General features: G+C 76.4%; 15 protein-coding genes and 1 pseudogene. 6 read left to right on the top strand and 10 right to left on the bottom strand.

Features of this window, described 5'->3' with window-relative positions; all coding sequences use genetic code 11:
• Positions 1-23: 23 nt before the first annotated feature.
• Positions 24-752 (bottom strand): GntR family transcriptional regulator, encoded by a 729-nt coding sequence (locus B8281_RS06820; RefSeq protein ID WP_171468370.1) that lies wholly within the window; start codon positions 750-752, stop codon positions 24-26.
• A gap of 107 nt (positions 753-859) precedes the next feature.
• On the opposite strand from B8281_RS06820, the gene B8281_RS06815 reads away from it, so the two are divergent.
• Positions 860-1,615, top strand: a complete 756-nt coding sequence (locus B8281_RS06815; RefSeq protein ID WP_198163174.1) for an SDR family oxidoreductase — start codon at positions 860-862, stop codon at positions 1,613-1,615.
• Complete coding sequence (gene sigJ / locus B8281_RS06810; RefSeq protein WP_157446600.1) at positions 1,612-2,547, top strand: RNA polymerase sigma factor SigJ; 936 nt, start codon at positions 1,612-1,614, stop codon at positions 2,545-2,547. The genes B8281_RS06815 and sigJ overlap by 4 nt, the downstream gene beginning before the upstream one ends.
• A gap of 19 nt (positions 2,548-2,566) precedes the next feature.
• Here sigJ and B8281_RS06805 read toward each other — a convergent pair whose 3' ends face one another.
• The gene (locus B8281_RS06805; RefSeq protein WP_082774512.1) at positions 2,567-3,307 is read right to left on the bottom strand and encodes a DUF2625 family protein; all 741 of its coding nucleotides are present in this window, start codon (positions 3,305-3,307) and stop codon (positions 2,567-2,569) included.
• 214 nt (positions 3,308-3,521) lie between these two features.
• Between B8281_RS06805 and B8281_RS06800 the strand changes: the two genes are divergently transcribed.
• Positions 3,522-5,012 carry a DUF4232 domain-containing protein gene (locus tag B8281_RS06800; RefSeq protein WP_157446599.1) on the top strand — a complete coding sequence of 497 codons (1,491 nt, stop codon included), beginning with the start codon at positions 3,522-3,524 and terminating at the stop codon, positions 5,010-5,012.
• 4 nt (positions 5,013-5,016) lie between these two features.
• Here B8281_RS06800 and B8281_RS06795 read toward each other — a convergent pair whose 3' ends face one another.
• The 5 genes from B8281_RS06795 to B8281_RS06775 all read right to left on the bottom strand — a co-directional run bounded on the left by B8281_RS06795 (position 5,017) and on the right by B8281_RS06775 (position 10,594).
• Complete coding sequence (locus B8281_RS06795) at positions 5,017-7,023, bottom strand: cytochrome c biogenesis protein DipZ (protein ID WP_157446598.1); 2,007 nt, start codon at positions 7,021-7,023, stop codon at positions 5,017-5,019.
• Positions 7,024-7,180: 157 nt separating this feature from the next.
• Positions 7,181-7,882: a fasciclin domain-containing protein gene (locus tag B8281_RS06790; RefSeq protein ID WP_085387309.1), complete on the bottom strand. Its 702-nt coding sequence runs from the start codon at positions 7,880-7,882 to the stop codon at positions 7,181-7,183.
• Positions 7,883-8,015: 133 nt separating this feature from the next.
• On the bottom strand, positions 8,016-8,783 hold the full coding sequence (locus tag B8281_RS06785) for an anti-sigma factor domain-containing protein (protein ID WP_085387308.1): 768 nt from the start codon (positions 8,781-8,783) through the stop codon (positions 8,016-8,018).
• A complete protein-coding gene (gene sigK / locus B8281_RS06780; protein WP_085951324.1) occupies positions 8,776-9,348 on the bottom strand; it encodes an ECF RNA polymerase sigma factor SigK in 573 nt (190 codons plus the stop codon). The genes B8281_RS06785 and sigK overlap by 8 nt, the downstream gene beginning before the upstream one ends.
• A gap of 163 nt (positions 9,349-9,511) precedes the next feature.
• Positions 9,512-10,594 carry a 3-deoxy-7-phosphoheptulonate synthase gene (locus B8281_RS06775; RefSeq protein ID WP_034652063.1) on the bottom strand — a complete coding sequence of 361 codons (1,083 nt, stop codon included), beginning with the start codon at positions 10,592-10,594 and terminating at the stop codon, positions 9,512-9,514.
• 385 nt (positions 10,595-10,979) lie between these two features.
• Here B8281_RS06775 and B8281_RS06770 point away from each other — a divergent pair, with 385 nt between their 5' ends.
• Entirely contained in the window at positions 10,980-11,477 is a 498-nt protein-coding gene (locus B8281_RS06770) for an NUDIX domain-containing protein (RefSeq protein WP_034652029.1), read from the top strand.
• On the opposite strand, the gene B8281_RS06765 is transcribed toward B8281_RS06770, so the two are convergent.
• Positions 11,451-13,016 (bottom strand): PP2C family protein-serine/threonine phosphatase, encoded by a 1,566-nt coding sequence (locus B8281_RS06765; protein WP_085387307.1) that lies wholly within the window; start codon positions 13,014-13,016, stop codon positions 11,451-11,453. The two genes, B8281_RS06770 and B8281_RS06765, sit on opposite strands and share 27 nt — an antisense overlap.
• Complete coding sequence (locus B8281_RS06760; protein WP_085387306.1) at positions 13,016-13,828, bottom strand: alpha/beta fold hydrolase; 813 nt, start codon at positions 13,826-13,828, stop codon at positions 13,016-13,018. The genes B8281_RS06765 and B8281_RS06760 overlap by 1 nt, the downstream gene beginning before the upstream one ends.
• Before the next feature lie 79 nt (positions 13,829-13,907).
• On the opposite strand from B8281_RS06760, the gene B8281_RS06755 reads away from it, so the two are divergent.
• Together B8281_RS06755 and B8281_RS06750 are read left to right on the top strand one after the other, a co-directional pair.
• Positions 13,908-14,366, top strand: coding sequence for an Rrf2 family transcriptional regulator (locus B8281_RS06755; RefSeq protein WP_034652034.1), 459 nt, complete (start codon positions 13,908-13,910; stop codon positions 14,364-14,366).
• Positions 14,367-14,486: 120 nt separating this feature from the next.
• Positions 14,487-15,416, top strand: a complete 930-nt coding sequence (locus tag B8281_RS06750) for a sulfite exporter TauE/SafE family protein (protein WP_085387305.1) — start codon at positions 14,487-14,489, stop codon at positions 15,414-15,416.
• A gap of 94 nt (positions 15,417-15,510) precedes the next feature.
• On the opposite strand, the pseudogene B8281_RS06745 reads toward B8281_RS06750, so the two are convergent.
• Positions 15,511-16,244, bottom strand: a pseudogene (locus tag B8281_RS06745) (glutamine amidotransferase).
• Between the last annotated feature and the right edge of the window lie 36 nt (positions 16,245-16,280).

The raw sequence follows: 16,280 nt of genomic DNA, 5'->3' as shown, positions 1-16,280 counted from the left end.
CTCCGTCGTGCGGTGGGCGGTGGTCAGGGGAGGTCGTCGGTCGCCGACCCCGCGCCGCGCAGCGACTGCTCGGCGAGGGCGGCGCTGCGCTCGATGTGGGCGCGCATCGCCGCCTCGGCGGCGGCGGCGTCGCGGCTCGCGATGGCGTCGGCGACGGCGCGGTGCTCGTCGACGTGGTCGGTGGTGCCGACACGGCGGCGCGCGGCGAGCGCGCGGTACCGGTCGACGTGGCCGCGGATCTGGCGCAGGAGCGCCGACCCCCAGCGGTTGTCGGCGAGCGCCTCGATCTCGCCGTGGAACTGGGCGCCGATGCGCAGCACCTCGTCCTCGTGGTCGCGCACCGCGTCCATGAGCGTCACGAGGCGCGCGAGCCGCGCGACGTCGTCGGGCGTGGCGCGCTCGCACGCGTCCCGGGCGAGGAGGCCCTCGAGGCGGGCGCGCACGTCGTAGACGCGCCGCGCGTCGGCGAGGTCGAGCGGCGCGACGCGCACTCCCCCGGTGGGCAGCTCGACGACGAGCGCCTCGGCCTGGAGCAGCCGCAGCGCCTCGCGCACCGGGGTCCGCGAGACGCCGAGCTCGGCGGAGAGCACGGGCTCGGTGAGCCGCGCGTCGGGCGCGAGGGAGCCGTCGATGATGCGGCCGCGCAGCAGGTCGTAGACCGCGCGGGCCCCGGACTGGCGGCGCGCGAGGCCCGCGTCGCCGGGCGCCGAGGACGGCCCGACGGCGGTGCGCAGCTCGGGCGTCGTCGTCACCCGGCCATCGTGCCACACGTCCTGCGCACTTGTATACAACTCTCGACGCGGCTGGGATGTCACATCGGCGGGCGCCGCGTCGTCGTCCGGGTATGAGGATCGCTGTGGTGGGTGGGACGGGGACCGTCGGTCGGCACGTCGTGGCAGGGCTGGCCGCGCGCGGCCACGAGGTGCGGGCGCTGAGCAGGCACGCGCGGGAGCATCCCGTCGACCTCACGACGGGCGCAGGGCTCGCGGCGGCGCTCGACGGCGTCGACGTCGTGGTCGACGCGAGCAACACCGCGACGTCGCTGCGGCACGTGCGCGCGGCGGTCGTCGACGGCACGCGGCGCCTGCTCGCCGCCGAGCGCGCCGCGGAGGTGCGGCACCACGTGCTCGTGTCGGTGGTGGGGTGCCACGATGTGCCGATGACCTACTACGCCGCCAAGGTCGCGCAGGAGCGCGAGGTCGCGGACGGGCGCGTGCCGTGGACGGTCGTCGCCGCGACCCAGTTCCACGAGCTCGTCGCCGGGGCGCTCGGGGCCGCGGCGCGCCGGGGCGTCGTGCCGCTGCTGCGCGCCCCGGTCCAGCCGGTCGCGGCCGCCGAGGTAGGCGCCGCCGTCGCCGACGCCGCCGTGCGCGACCCGCGCGGCGGCACCACGACCGTCGCGGGTCCCGAGGTGGTCGACCTGCGGGACGCGGCGCGCGCCTGGCGCGACGTCACCGGCTCGCGCGCCGTCCCCGTCCGGGTGCCGCTCCCCGGCGCGCTCGGCCGCGCGCTGCGCGCCGGCGGCCTCACCGACGCACAGCCCGACGTGCGCGGCACCACGACGTTCCGCGACTGGCTCGCCGCGCAGCGCGCCGAGCGGGCGGCGGCCCGGTGACCGGCCCGGCCGCCGACGACCTCGCGCGCGCGTTCGAGGCCGAGCGCCCCCGCCTCCTGCGGCTCGCGTACACGACGACCGGCTCCTGGTCCGACGCCGAGGACTGCGTCCAGGACGCGTGGCTGCGGCTGCGCACCCAGGACGCGGGCTCGATCCGCAACCTCGCGGCCTGGCTGACGACGACGGTCGGGCGGCTCGCGCTCGACGTGCTCGGGAGCGCGCGGGCGCGCCGCGAGCGCTACGTCGGGACGTGGCTGCCGGAGCCGGTCGTGACGACCCCGGGCGCCGCGTCGCCGGTCGCCGCGGGCGCCGTCGACGCGACGGACCCGGCCGACCGCGTGACGCTCGACGAGGAGGTGAGCATGGCCCTCCTCGTCGTGCTCGAGCGCCTCTCCCCCGCGCAGCGCGTCGCGTTCGTGCTCCACGACGTGTTCGGGCTGCCGTTCGACGAGGTGGGCGACGTCGTCGGGCGCTCGCCCGCCGCCGTCCGCCAGCTCGCGGCGCGAGCCCGCAAGGACGTGGAGGCGGGGCGGCCGCGCGGGACCGCGACGCGCGCCGAGCAGGCGCGCGCCGTCGAGGCGTTCGTCGCGGCCTGCTCGGACGCCGACCTGCCGGCCCTGCTCGCGGTGCTCGACCCCGACGTGGTGCTGCGGGCCGACGGCGGCGGCAAGGTCCGGGCGCTGCGGCACACCGTGCGCGGGGCGGGGACGGCAGGTCCCGTGCTGCTCAGCTACCTGCGCCGGCCGCCCGAGGCCGTGCGCGCGGTCGACGTCAACGGCGCGCCCGGGCTGCTCCTGCGCGACGGGACCGGGGTGCTCACGGTGATCGCGTTCACGGTCGTCGGGGGGCGGGTCGCGGCGCTCGACTTCGTGCGCAACCCCGACAAGCTGAGGACGGTGCGCGCCGACCTCCTCGACGCGGACCCGGCATGACCCAGGGCGTGACCGGGGCTCAGGGGCGGTAGCCGTCGGTGGGCCAGGCGCCGTAGCCGTCGAGGTGCTCGTCGGCGTCGCGCACGTAGTCGTCGACCGGGGCCATGCGCTCCGCCATCTCGAAGTGCCAGTCCACGAGCTCGCCGAGCGGCACCGGGGTGCGCGACGACCGGGCGACGTCGCGCCCCTCCTCCGACCACAGGGGCGGGTAGACGCTCAGGCCCTCGTCGAGGCGCACGGAGCCGATCTCGTCGTACCAGCCGGGCCAGCGCACGGGCGCGTAGAACTCGGCGGTCCCCCCGCTCACGGACCACTCGAGGAACGCCGCCTGGCCGAACCCGAGGTCGAGCCAGGAGAGCGAGCCGGGCGCGAAGTAGTGGACGTTGCCGAGCGGGCCGGGGAGCCCGCCGCCGTTGATCGCGAACGTGCCGCCGAGCACGTCGTACGCGACGACGAGGACGGACGGCGCGACGCTGTCCTCGCCCGGCTCGCCGAGGCCGTTGACGGTCGCGAGGTCCGGCAGCCCGGCCCCGCCCCCGCCGATGATCCGGAGCCAGCCGCCGTCGACGAGGACCCCGCCGGTGTGCAGGGCGAGCGCGCCCAGGGTCGAGCGGACGGTGACCTGGAGCCGGTAGAGGACCTCGAGCGACCAGGCGGGCGCGGGCACGACCTCGACGCCGCCGCGACCCAGCATGCGCGAGAGCGTCGGCCACGCCGGGTCGTCGACCGCAGCGAGCTCCGCAGCCGTCCGCACTGTCATGGCCGGATCATGCCAGATGTTGCCCGTCAGCAGGAGTCCTGGTAAAAGCGCGGGGTCCCTGTGCGCCCGGCTCGTCCGGCGATGCGCCGAAAAGACCGGTTCCCCCTCGCGTCGGCCCGGGTAGACCCTGGCACGGTGAAGACGACGGGCGGACCCTGGGGAGGACGTCGGCGCGCCACCCCGCGCGGTGGCGGCGACCGGTACGGTCACGGCCGTGGACGACGACGGCACACCCTCCCCCGAGCCCGCCACCGACCCCGGCGCCGGGACGGCCCCGCCACGGGCACGACGGCGCAGCCCCCTCGTCGCGGTGGCCGCCGCGGGCGTGGGCGGCGTCCTCGCGGTGGTCGCCGCCGTCGTCGGGCCGGCGGCGCTGCGCACCGCGGCCGAGCAGCCCGCCCCGGCCACCTCGTCGGTGGCCCCGACGACCCCCGCTCCCGGTGCGACGCCCGCGCCGACCTCCCCCGAGAGCGATCGCGAGGCCGTCGCGGCGCGGCTGCGCGCACTGCCCGGCGTCGCGGCCGTGGAGGCCCTGGGGACCGCGGGCGAGTCCGCGCGCGTCACGCTGGTCGGCCCGCTGCCGACACCCGAGGAGGCGCAGCGCACCGCCGACGACGCGAGCGCGATCGTCGCCGCCGTGCCCGGCGGTGGTGCCTGGTCGCTCCGCGTCGAGGGCACGGGTGGGGCCGGCGGGACGTTCGCCGTCGCGCACGGCCCCGGCGCGGACACCGACCGCGGCGTCGACCCGGCCACCGGGGAGCCACGCCCCGAGCTCCTCGGGGCCGACGCCGTCGCCGACGCCGTGCGCCTCGTCGCCCACGACCCCGTGCGCCGCGTGTTCCTGTCGCCGGGGTCCGCGTCGGTCGACGTCGGCACGGCCGACGACCTCGTCGGCGTCGCCGCGCTCGTCCGTGCCGAGGGCCGGGGGCTGACGAGCCTCGGCGTCGAGGGCTCCGGCGTCGGCACCTACGACGGCGACGGGCTCACCGTCCCCGACGACGCCCTGCTCACGCTCCTGGCCGACGTCGCCGCGGAACCCGGCGTGACGCAGGTCGTGCACGAAGCCGCCCGCGACACGTTCCAGCAGGACCCCCTGCTCACGGTGATCACCTCGGGCGACGCGGCCGTCGTCGCGCGCACGCTCGACGGCGCGGCCTACCCCGGCCCCGTGCTCGCGTACCAGGTCCACGGCTCGACCGACGGCGGCGCGTCCGCGACGCGCTCCGGGTTCGTCGCGGGAGCCGCCGCACCGACGACCGGGACGCGCCCCGCGGGCGCGTGCGCCCCCGGCGACCTCACGCTCGGAGCCCTCGGGTTCGACGCCGCGGCGGGGCGCCGGTTCCTGACCGTCACGGCTCGCAACGACGGCACCGCGGAGTGCGTCCTCGCGGGCGCGCCCGCGGTCCGCTTCGTCGCCGACGACGGCTCGGAGACGGACGTGCTCCTCGAGCCGGACGACGACGGCCTCGCCCCGATCACCCTCGCGCCGGGCGCCACCGCCTGGGCCGCGCTCTCGTGGCGCGGCGGGTCGACGGCCGACGACCCGCCGCTCGTCACGACGCTGCTCGTGGCCCCGCACCCGGGCGACCCCGAGTCGGTCGTCGGGCTCGCGGGGATCCCCGGCGTCGGGGACGGCCTCGACCTGCTCGGCGGCGGGACCGCGACGATCGGGTCGTGGACGCCCGCGCGGGAGCTCGCGAGCTGACGCGTCACCCGAACGTCGCGGTGAACACCTGGACGCCGGGCGGGACGTCGAGCTCGACGAGACCCTCCGTCGGGCCGTCGCCCTCCAGGACGGGGTAGAGCGTCGGACTGCCGGACACGTCGATCTCGCGGGTCGTGGTCCGCCCGTCCGTCGTGACACGGGCCATGACGGTGCCCTCGCCGCCGAGCACCGTGAACACGTCGGTCGAGCGGTACGCGAGACGCACGCGCGCGTCGTCGGACACGGCGGTCGCGCCCTGGAAGTCGACGTCCCACGTGCCGCCGAGCGAGAACGTGTCCTGCCGCTGGTCGTCGGCGAGCGTGAAGTCCTGCTGCCCCGCGGCGTAGCGCGGCTCGCCGGCGTAGTTCACGACGCGCTTGATGGAGAAGTAGGTCTCGGGCGTCGTCTCGTCCTGCGGGGTGGTGTCGCCGACGGTGGTGGGCTCGGGCAGCTCGACGCCCGGGTTCGCGTCCTCGAGGAGCTCGCGCACCAGACGCTCGGTGTCCTCGTACCCGCCCTCCCCGAAGCGGATGTGGCGCACGGTCCCGTCGGCGTCGACGAGGTACTGCGCGGGCCAGTAACGGTTCCGGTAGGCCGTCCAGGTCGCGTACGCGTTGTCCTGGGCCACGGGGTAGGTGACGCCGAGGTCCTGCGCGCCGGCGACGACGTTGCGCGTCTCGCGCTCGAACGCGAACTCGGGCGTGTGGACCCCGACGACCTCGAACCCCGCGCCGACGTCGCGGTAGCGGTCGTACCAGGCGTTGACGTGCGGGATCGCGCGCTGGCAGTTGATGCAGGAGTAGGTCCAGAAGTCGACGAGCACGACCTTGCCGCGCAGCCCCTCGAGCGTCAGCGCCTCGCCGTCCGGGGTGTTGAGCCACGTGTCGATGCCGCGCAGCTCCGGGGCGGTGCCGCAGTCCTCCAGCACGGGCGCGCCGTTCGAGCAGTTCGACAGCTCGCGGTTCTCGTCGGTGACGAGCCCGCCGAGGTCGAGCGCCTCGCGCACGGCGTCGTTCTCGTCGACCCGCTGCTGGAGCGCACCCGTGTAGTCGGGCAGGGCGCGCTGGAGCGCGGCGGGGAGGTTCAGCGCGAGCGCGCCGGCGAGCGCGATCATCACGACGCCGCCCGCGACGCGGATGCCGCGCGTGTGCCGCTGGAACCCGCGGACCCGCTCCGCGACGCGGCGCCCCGCGAGCGCGAAGACCAGGAGCGGGATCGCCGCACCGACCGCGAACGACACCGTGAGGGCGACGGTGCCTGGGCCGATGTTCCCCGTCGCCCCGGCCACGGTGATCGCCGCGAGGACCGGCCCGGCGCACGGCACGTACAGCACGCCGAGGCCGAGGCCGAGCACGAACGCCCCGCGGTCCTGGCGGGCGGCGCCGCGCCGTGCCCCGAGCGCCGCGACCCGCCGGAACGGCCGCTCCAGGACCTCCTCGACGCGCGGCACGATCATCCCGACGCCGATCGCGACGAGGAGCACGATGCCCGCCCAGCGCAGCAGGTCCTGCGGGAGCCCGAGCGCGGTCAGCAGGAGAGAGCCGAGGAGCGTGAAGACGCTGAAGCTGAGGACCAGGCCCGCGATGACGAGGTAGGGGCGCCACGAGCGGCGCGTGGTCCGCCGCGTCGCGCGGCTACCGGGGCCACCGTCGGCCGGGGCGGCGGGCTCCGCCGCGTCCCCCGTCGGCAGGTCGAGGGCGAGCGTCCCGCCGCGCGTCGGACGCGCCGCGACCTCCCGCGACCCGGCGGCCTCCGGCGCGCCGACCGGGCCACCCCGGCCACGCAGCCCCGCGGCCGGGCGACCGCCGACGCGGACCGCGTCCGGGACGCCCGCGAACAGCCCCGGGGAGACGCCGCCCGTCCCGGTCTCCGCGGTGCCCGACGGCGTCGCCCCCGTGCGCGCGCCCTGCACGCCGCCCGCGAAGAAGATGACGGGCAGCATGGGCAGGATGCACGGCGAGATCCCCGTGATGAGTCCGCCGAGCAGGCCGATGACGATGAGCGTCTCCATGCCCGGGGTTCGGACCGGCGGCCCTCGCGGATGGGTCCGCCGCGCGCCGAGGGGACGTCGCCGGGCGCACGACGACGGCCCCGACCGTCCGGTCGGGGCCGTCGGGACCCGCTCTCGCGGGTCCACCGCGCGCCCGCTTCTGGACGCGCAGGGAGGATCACATCGTCGGCATGAGCACCGTGTCCACGAGGTACACGGTCGCGTTCTGCGTCATCACGCCACCGCACACGACGGCCGCGTCGTTGACCATGAGCTCGTCGCCCGATCCGGTGACCTCGACCGTGCCGCCCTCGACGGTCTCGTGCTCGCCGGCGACCTGGTCGGGCGTGAGCTGGCCGGGCACCACGTGGTACGTGAGGATCTTCGTCAGCGTGTCGGAGTCCGTCTTCAGCGAGTCGAGCGTCGCGGCGTCGATCTTGGCGAACGCGTCGTCGACGGGGGCGAACACGGTGAACTCGCCGCCGTTGAGCGTGTCGACGAGGTCGACGTCCGGGTTGAGCTCACCCGAGACGGCCGCGGTGAGCGTCGTGAGCAGCGGGTTGTTCGACGCCGCCACGGCGACGGGGTCCGTCGACATCCCGGTGATCGACCCGGCGCCGTCGGGCACCTGCTCCGCGTAGGCGGCACAGCCGGGGCCCACGAGGTTCGCGGCGGGGTCGGCCGCCATGTCGTCCGAGCCCTCGGTCGAGTCGTCGGTCATGTCGTCGGACGTCGAGTCGTCCGTCATGGTGTCGGACTGGGAGTCGGTCGTCGTCGAGTCGGACCCCGTGTCCGAGTCCGAGCTGCACGCGGACAGGCCGAGCACGGCGAGCGTGGCGATGCCGGCGACGGCGTACGACGTGCGGGTGCGAACGTTCATCGGTCTCTCCTCGGGTCGTCGCCCCGCCGGTGCGGGGCGTCATGCCGAGGGTTCGGAGCGCCGCCCCGGGTGGATGGGTCGGGATCGGCACGAGTTTTCCCGCGCGCGTCCCGACCCCTCCGGGCCGCGGCGCTCAGCCGACGAGCGCGACCACCGGGTCCGTCGTGGGCTGCTCCGAGCCGCCCGCCGGCTCGACCGTCACGGCCATGCCGACGCCCGGCTCGCCCTGGACGAGCCGCGACGTGCTGCCGTCCTGGACGTCGAGGACGCCCGCCGAGACGACGGCGCCGTCGGGCTCGACCACCCAGAGCTGGTAGTCCCGGTCGTCGCCCGCGTCCGGCAGGTCGGACGCGCGGAAGTACATGTCGTCGCCCGCCGCGAGGACGGACGCCTGCCCGCCGCCCGCCACGTCGCCGTGCAGGATCGTCGCGTCGGGGTCGGCGAGCATGCGCTCGATCGCGTCCGCCCGCGCCTCCAGGCGGGACTGCTCCTGCGTCGCGCGGACCGCGACCGTGGTCGGGACGGCCACCGCGACCACCGCGGCCACCGCCGCCGCGAGCCCGGTCCAGCGCCGACGGCGGGCGCGGCGCGCGGCCGCGAGGTCGACGACGACGCCCCCCGTCCTCTCCCCGGCGGGCGGGAGCGTGGCCTCGGACGCGGCCACCCGGGCCAGGACGGTGTCGCGCAGCGCGGGCGGCGGGGCGCTCTCGACGGTGAACGCCGCCACGACGTCGCGGTACTCGTCGAGCTCGCGCCGCGCGTCGGGGTCGGCCGCGAGCAGGCGCTCGACGGCGCGCCGCTCGACGTCGTCCACCGCGTCGAGCGCGTAGGCGGGGAGCAGGTCGCGGACGTCCGGACGGTCGTGCGCGCCGTCGCCGCGGGGCGTGGTCGGGTCAGCCACGACGCACCCCCAGGCAGTCGCGGAGCCGCAGGAGCCCGTCCCGGATGCGGGACTTCACGGTCGGCAGCGCGGCGTCGAGCCGCTCGGCGACCTCCCGGTAGGTGAGCCCGCCGTAGTACGCCTGCACGACCGCCTCCCGCTGCGTCGCCGTGAGCGAGTCCAGGCACCGCCGCACGGCCGCGCCCTCGAGACGTCGCTCGACGTCCTCCACCACCACGTCCCGCGGTGCCGCGGCCGTCGAGGCGTCCACGTCGCGCTGGTCGCGGTCACGGCGCGCCTGCTCGGCCCGCACGCGGTCCACCGCGCGCCGCCGGGCGAGCGTGGCGACCCAGGTTCGCGCCGAGCCGCGGGTCGCGTCGTAGCGCGCCGCCGTCTGCCACACCTCCACCATCACCTCCTGCACGACCTCCGCCGCGTGGTCCGGGTCCCGCAGGACCCCCAGGCACGTGCCGTACGCGACCGGCGCGAGCGCGTCGTAGACGGGCGCGAACGCGGCGGGGTCGCCGCCGGCGCACGCCGCGAGGGCGGCGTCGACCGCCGGGTTCGTCGTCACGGGAGGTGGCACCCGGTCAGTGTGCAGCACGGGCGCCTCCCGCACGCGCTGCGGCGCGTCGACCACGGCTCTCGGCACCCGACCTCCCGTCGCCAGCGCCGTCCCGGTCCGTCCGGGACACCCTGGGTTCGGCGCCGACGCGCGGACGGATGGGTCCTCGTCCCGCGGGCACCGCTCAGAGCGCGCGCCGGGCGCGGACCGCCGCCGCGAGCTCCTGCAGGAGGTCGGCCGTCGTGTCCCAGTCGATGCACGCGTCCGTGACGGACTGCCCGTAGACGAGGCCGCTCGGCGCGGGCTTCTGCGCACCCGCCACGAGGAAGCTCTCCATCATGAGGCCCGTGATGCCCTGCTCGCCCTCGGCCAGCCGCGCGGAGACCTCGCGCACGACCTCCGCCTGGCGCACGTGGCTCTTGCCGGAGTTGCCGTGCGACGCGTCGACGACGAGCCCGTGCTCCGTGACCCCGCCGCGACCCGAGGTGCGCGCGACCGCGAGCGCCGCCGCGACGTCGTCGGCCCCGTAGTTGGGACCCGAGCGCCCGCCGCGCAGGATGACGTGGCAGTCGGGGTTGCCCGCGGTCTCCACGGCGGCGGCCCGGCCGAGCGAGTCCATGCCGAAGAACGTGTGCTCGCTCGCCGCGGTGATGCAGCCGTCGACCGCGATCTGCACGTCGCCGTCGGTCGCGTTCTTGAACCCGACGGGCATGGACAGCCCCGAGGCGAGCTGGCGGTGCACCTGCGACTCGGCGTTGCGCGCGCCGATCGCGCCCCACGACACCGCGTCGGCGATGTACTGCGGGCTCGTCGGCTCGAGGAACTCGCACGCGGCCGGGACGCCGGCGTCGAGGACGCCGAGCAGCACCTCGCGCGCGAGCCGCAGGCCGTGGTGCACGTCGTGCGAGCCGTCGAGGTGCGGGTCGTTGATGAGGCCCTTCCAGCCCACGGTCGTGCGCGGCTTCTCGAAGTAGACGCGCATGACGACCATGAGGTCGTCCGCGAGCTCGTGCGCGACGGCGGCCAGGCGCCCCGCGTACTCGAGCGCGGCCTCGGGGTCGTGCACCGAGCAGGGGCCGACGATGACGAGGAGGCGGTCGTCGTCGCCCGCGAGGACGTCACGGACCTCGCGGCGCGACGTCGTCACGAGGTCGCTGCGCGTCGCGCCGAGGGGCAGGTCGGCGAGCATGGCGCGCGGCGCGGGGAGGGCGTCGAGCGCGCGGACCCGCAGGTCGCTCGTGCGGGCCTGGAGCTCGGGGCTGTCCACGGGGTCGACGGTACTCGTCGCGCCGTCGGTCGTCGCGGTCTCGGGCGAGGTGGTGGTGCTGGTCACGGGGGGCTCCTGGTCTGTGCGGCGGGGTCTGGGGAACGCCGTGAGTCGGGATGCCCAGCGGCGCTCCACCGGCCTGCTGCCGCCCGTGGTCCCGGAGCGGCCCGTCTCACGACGAAGGGCCCGGACGCGGTCCGCGTCCAAGGCCCTGTGCTGGCTCCGGGTGGTGATCTGTGGTCAGGCTGACGCCCGCACGGCCCCACCGGGAGCCTGCGTAAAGCGCCAATACCACTGAGAAGTCACGAGCCGACCGTAGCACAGCGGCTCCGAGGGGCGGACGGCCCGTCTCACGGGCCGGTCGGGCAGCGCCTACGCTCGGGGCATGCCGATCCCCGACTTCGTCGCCGCCCTCCGCTCCCGTGTCGGGACCGACCTGCTGTGGATGCCGGGGGTGTCGGGCGTCGTCGTGGACGACGCCGGCCGCGTGCTGCTCGGGCAGCGCGCCGACTCCGGCCAGTGGGCCGTGATCAGCGGGATCCTCGAGCCGGGCGAGGACCCGGCGGTCGGGCTCGCGCGCGAGGTGCTCGAGGAGACGGGCGTCGAGGTCGTGGTGGACGCGCTCGTCGCGGTGACGGTCACCGAGCCGATGGAGTACCCGAACGGCGACCGGTCGCAGTACCTCGACCTGGCGTTCCTGTGCCGCCCGGTGTCGCCGGCGGCCGCCGCGGCGGCGCACGTCGCGGACGACGAGTCCCTCGCCGTCGCGTGGTTCGCCCCGGACGCCCTGCCCGACGACGTCGCGCGCTCGTCGACCGAGCGCCTCGACCACGCCCTCGCGCGGCTCGCCGACCCCTCAGCCGCCCCGTTCTTCGTCCGCTGACGCGGCGGCCGGAGCGTCGGGCACCGCCCGTCCGTCCTCGGCGGGACCGAGCCAGCGCACCGCGAGCAGGCACGCGTCGTCGTCCTCGGGCGCGCGCGAGACGACGGCCTCCAGCAGCCGGTCGTCGCGCAGGCCGACGTCGAGGGCGCGCGTGACGACGTCCGCGAGCTCGTCGAGCGCCAGCGCGAGCGGCCGGTCGCGGCGCTCGACCACGCCGTCCGTGAAGAGCAGCAGGAGGTCGCCCGGGGCGAGCCGCACCGCCTTGGCGACGCGCGGCGTCGTGCCCCGCACGCCAAGCGGCGTCGACCGCGCCTCCCACAGGTACGCCGCGGAGCCGCCGGCCCGCACGAGCAGGGGCGGCAGGTGGCCCGCGCACGTGTAGCGCAGCACCCCGGCGCGCAGGTCGAGCTCCCCGTAGACCAGGCTCGCCATGAAGCCCGTGCCCGTCCGGTCGACGAAGCGGTCGACGCGCTCGACCACCTCCTCGGGCGGCAGCCCCGTGTCGGACGCCGCCCGGACGGCGGTGCGCAGCTGCCCCATCGACGTCGCCGCCTTGAGCCCGCGGCCGACGACGTCCCCCACGCTGAGCGCGACGACGTCGGGCGCGACCCGGAAGGTGTCGTACCAGTCGCCGCCGACCTGGAGGTCGTGGACGCCCGGGCGGTAGCACGCCGAGACCTCGACCTGCGGGTCGGCGACGATCCCGTCCGAGAGCATCGCGCCCTGGAGCTCGCTCGCGACCGAGACGCTCTGCTCGTGGACCCGCGCGCGCGAGAGCGCGAGCGCCGCGAGCTGGCCCGCGGCGGCGGCGGTGCCCAGGTCGACGGGGTCGGAACCCGCGGCGCGACGTGGTTCGAGCGCGAGCACGCCGAGCAGCGCGCCCGCGGTGCGCAGCGGCACGACGACCGTCCCGTCGTCCCGCACCGTCGCCTCGGTGAGCTCGTCGATCGACGGCGCCAGGACGCCGACGGCGCCGCCCCACCGCCGCAGCGGGCCGCGCTCCTGCGCCGTCCACAGCGCGGCGTCGCCCGCGCCCAGCATCGTGACGGCCGCGCGGAGCAGGACCCACGCGACGCCGTCGAGACCGGCGACGCTCGCGAGGTCGGCCGCGACGCCGTGCAGCAGCCGCACCCGGCGCTCCGCCTCCTCCGCCGCGCGGCGCGCCTCGACGAGCTCGTGCTCGAACCGCGACCGCTCGCGCGCGCCCAGCATCGCGACCTCGATCAGCCGCTCGCCGCGCGCCTCGCGCTCGATCGCCGTGAGCAGCACGGGCTCGCGACCCCCGGGCGTGCGGAGCTCGACCGCGACCTCGTCCACGCGGCCCTCGATGTGCAGGCGCGGGCCGACGTGCGTCTCCCAGAAGATGCGCCCGCCCACCGTGAGCAGGTCCGCCAGCCGGCGGCCCGCGACCGCCTCGACGTCCGGGACCTCGATCGTCCGCAGGAACTCGTCGTTGGCGTCGAGGACGCGCGCCTCGGTGTCGAGGAGGAGCAGCGCGACGGGGGCGAGCGCCCAGCGCTCGGCCCGGGACATCGCCATCAGGCGGCGCCCAGCCAGTCGCGCATCGCGCGCACGAGGAGGTCCGGGTGCGAGAGGTTCGGGCAGTGCCCCACCGAGTCGATGACGACGAGGTCGCTGCCGGGCAGGTGCTCGTGCACGTAGCGCCCGACCTCGGGCGGCGCGATGACGTCCTCCCGGCTCTGCACCACGAGGCTCCGCGTGCGCACGCGCGCCAGGTCGGCCCGGTTGTCGCCGAGGAACGTCGCCCGCGCGAACTGGCGCGCGATCGCGGGGTCGTTGCGCCGGAACACCGCAGCGAGCTCGTCGCCGAGCGCCGGGCGGTCCGGGTTCCCGGCGATCACGGGCGCCATGACCTGCGTCCAGCCGAGGTAGTTCGCGTCCATCGTCTCCAGGAGCTCGTCGATCTCCTCGGCCGTGCACCCGCCGCGGTAGCCGTCGTCGTCGACGTACCGCGGGCTCGGGCCCACGAGCACCAGCCGGTCGAACAGGTCCGGGCGGTCGGCCGCCGCGAGCAGCGCGATCACGGCGCTCACCGAGTGGCCGACGAGCACCACGGGGCCGCGCCCGTCCCCGGGTCCAACGGCCTCGACGATCTCCACCACGTCCGCGGCGTAGCCCGCGAGGTCGGCGTGCCGGACGGCGTCGTGCGCGGTCGGGTGCGACGCCCCGCACCCCGAGTGGTCGAACAGCACGACCCGGTGGTCCGTCGCGAAAGCGGGCGCGACGAAGCGCCACATCGACTGGTCGCAGCCGAAACCGTGCGCGAAGACCATCGTCGGGCCGTCCTGCGCCCCCATGACCCGCACGTTGTTGCGCTCGTGCACGTCCACGCGTCACAGCGTAGGGGGGAAGGGGTCGCGAGGGGCAGCGGCGCCCCGGGGTGAGACCCGCGCACGGCACAATGTCCTCATGCGTGTCTCGGCGAAGGCGGACTATGCGGTGCGGGCGTGCGCCGAGCTCGCGGCGTCGCCGCACGGCGACCCGGTGCGGGCGGAGGACCTCGCGACGGGTCAGGGCCTCCCGGTGAGCTTCCTCGAACGGATCCTCGGCGACCTGCGCCGGGCCGGGATCGTCGCGAGCGTCCGCGGGCGCTCCGGCGGCCACCGCCTCGCGCGCCCGGCGTCCGAGGTGACGCTCGCCGACGTCTTCCGCGCGGTCGACGGCCCCCTCGTCACGGTCCGCGACGAGCGCCCCCCGAGCCTCGAGTACGACGGCTCCGCGGCGGGCCTGCTCGAGGTGTGGATCGCCCTGCGCGCGAGCGTCCGCGACGTGCTGGACCGCGTGACGATCGACGACGTCGTGCGCCGCGACCTGCCCGACGACGTGCACGCGCTCGCGGCCCGCGCCGACGCGTGGGAGAACCCCTGACGGGACGCTCCCGTTAACACTGGCCCACGATGCGGTCGGCGCTTCACATAGTGGACCCGTCCGGTCAACCTTGTCAGGACACGTCGGGACCCTCCCGACGGCCCGAGCAAGGAGGCCCCGGTGCGGACCCTCGTCCTGCTGGCCCTCGTGGGCCTCGGTGCCCAGCTCGTCGACGGCAGCCTCGGCATGGCGTACGGCGTGACGTCCACGACGCTCCTGCTCGCGATCGGGACCAACCCCGCGGCGGCGTCGGCGACGATCCACCTCGCGGAGATCGGGACGACGCTCGCGTCCGGCGCGGCGCACTGGCGGTTCGGGAACGTCGACTGGAAGGTCGTGCTGCGCATCGGCGTGCCGGGCGCGCTCGGGGCGTTCGCGGGCGCGACGTTCCTCGCGAACCTGTCGACCGAGGTCGCCGCCCCCGTCATGTCGCTGCTGCTCCTCGCGCTCGGCGTCTACGTGCTCTCACGCTTCACGTTCGCCGGGCTGCCGACGGGTCGCCTCGGGCTGCCGCTGCGCAAGCGGTTCCTCGCGCCGCTCGGCCTCGTGGCCGGCTTCGTCGACGCCACGGGCGGCGGCGGCTGGGGCCCGGTGGGCACGCCCGCCCTGCTCGCGTCGGGCCGGATCGAGCCCCGCAAGGTCATCGGGTCCGTCGACACGAGCGAGTTCCTCGTCGCGGTCGCCGCGTCGCTCGGGTTCCTCTGGTCGCTCGGCTCGCAGGGGATCGACCTGACGTGGGTCGTGGCGCTCCTCCTCGGCGGGCTCGTCGCCGCGCCGATCGCGGCGTGGCTCGTGCGGATGCTCCCGCCCCGGATCCTCGGCTCGGCCGTGGGCGGCGTCATCGTGCTCACCAACGTCCGCACGCTGCTGCGCTCCGACTGGGTGGACGCGAGCAGCGCGGTCCAGGGCGTCGTGCTGGCGCTCGTCGCGGTCGTCTGGGCCGCGGCCGTCGTCTGGTCGGTGCGGGCGCACCGCCGCGCCGTAGCGGCGGAGGCAGCGGCCGACCCGACACCCGCCGACGCCCCCCACCCGGCGCCCGCCACCCGCTGACACGCTCCGCCGAGCAGGTGGTCGTGGTCCGTCCTGGCGGCAGGACGGACCACGACCACCTGCTCGACCTGCGGGGAGCGGGACCGGCTCGGTCTCAGTCGGTTGCGTAGCGGCGGACGAAAGTGGCGAGGATGCGGTGGGGCTCCCGGACGTCGCCGCGCCGGACGGCCGCCTCGACGTCGCCCGCAGCCTCGGGCGGGAAGTAGCCGTAGTCCCGGTAGACGCCGATGCGCGTGAGGATGCCCTCCAGGTCGAGCTCCGGGTGGAACTGCGTCGCGTAGAGGTTCTCCTTGACGCGGAACATCTGCACCGGGCACGCGTCCGACGTGGCGAGCAGCACCGCGTGCGGCGGCAGCTCCCGCACCGCCTCCTTGTGGCCCACGTACGCCTCGAACGCGTCGGGCAGGCCCGCGAGCAGCGGGTCGGCCCGGCCCTCCGGGGTGAGCCGGATCGTCACGGGCGAGATGGGCTCGGCGTACGTGTCGTCCAGCACCGCGCCCTCGTGCAGGCCGAGGGTCCCGACGCCGTAGCACGCCCCGAGGAAGGGGACGTCGCGCTCGACGATCTCGTCCAGGAGCGGCGCGAGCTCGCGCTCGACCCGGCGCTGCGTCGCCGACTTCTCCGCCTCGGGCCGCGACGAGTCGAACGGGCTGCCGCCGACGATCACCCCGAGTACGCGTCGAGGTCGATCGCCGGCAGCGGGCCCGCCTCCATCCGCACGCGGTGCAGCTCGTGCGGCGCGAGGCCGGAGTGACGCAGCACCGCCGCGTGCTCGCCGTCCGCGGCCGGGTCCTCCGCCCGGGACGCCAGCAGCAGGAAGGGCTTCATGCCGGTCAGGCTAGGGGCGCTCCGGCGGCCACGCCC

The sequence above is a fragment of the Cellulosimicrobium sp. TH-20 genome (assembly GCF_002105775.1).
Lineage (GTDB): Bacteria > Actinomycetota > Actinomycetes > Actinomycetales > Cellulomonadaceae > Cellulosimicrobium > Cellulosimicrobium funkei.
The sequence above is the reverse complement of the archived record's forward strand: the minus strand, read 5'-3'. Positions and strand labels throughout refer to the sequence as shown.

Excerpts from the sequence above, each read along its gene's own strand:
- B8281_RS06770 (WP_034652029.1), top strand. The coding sequence starts at position 10,980 with ATGCCGATCCCCGACTTCGTCGCCGCCCTCCGCTCCCGTGTCGGGACC.
- B8281_RS06805 (WP_082774512.1), bottom strand. The coding sequence starts at position 3,307 with ATGACAGTGCGGACGGCTGCGGAGCTCGCTGCGGTCGACGACCCGGCG.
- B8281_RS06765 (WP_085387307.1), bottom strand. The coding sequence starts at position 13,016 with ATGGCGATGTCCCGGGCCGAGCGCTGGGCGCTCGCCCCCGTCGCGCTG.
- B8281_RS06790 (WP_085387309.1), bottom strand. The coding sequence starts at position 7,882 with ATGAACGTTCGCACCCGCACGTCGTACGCCGTCGCCGGCATCGCCACG.
- B8281_RS06795 (WP_157446598.1), bottom strand. The coding sequence starts at position 7,023 with ATGGAGACGCTCATCGTCATCGGCCTGCTCGGCGGACTCATCACGGGG.
- B8281_RS06755 (WP_034652034.1), top strand. The coding sequence starts at position 13,908 with ATGCGTGTCTCGGCGAAGGCGGACTATGCGGTGCGGGCGTGCGCCGAG.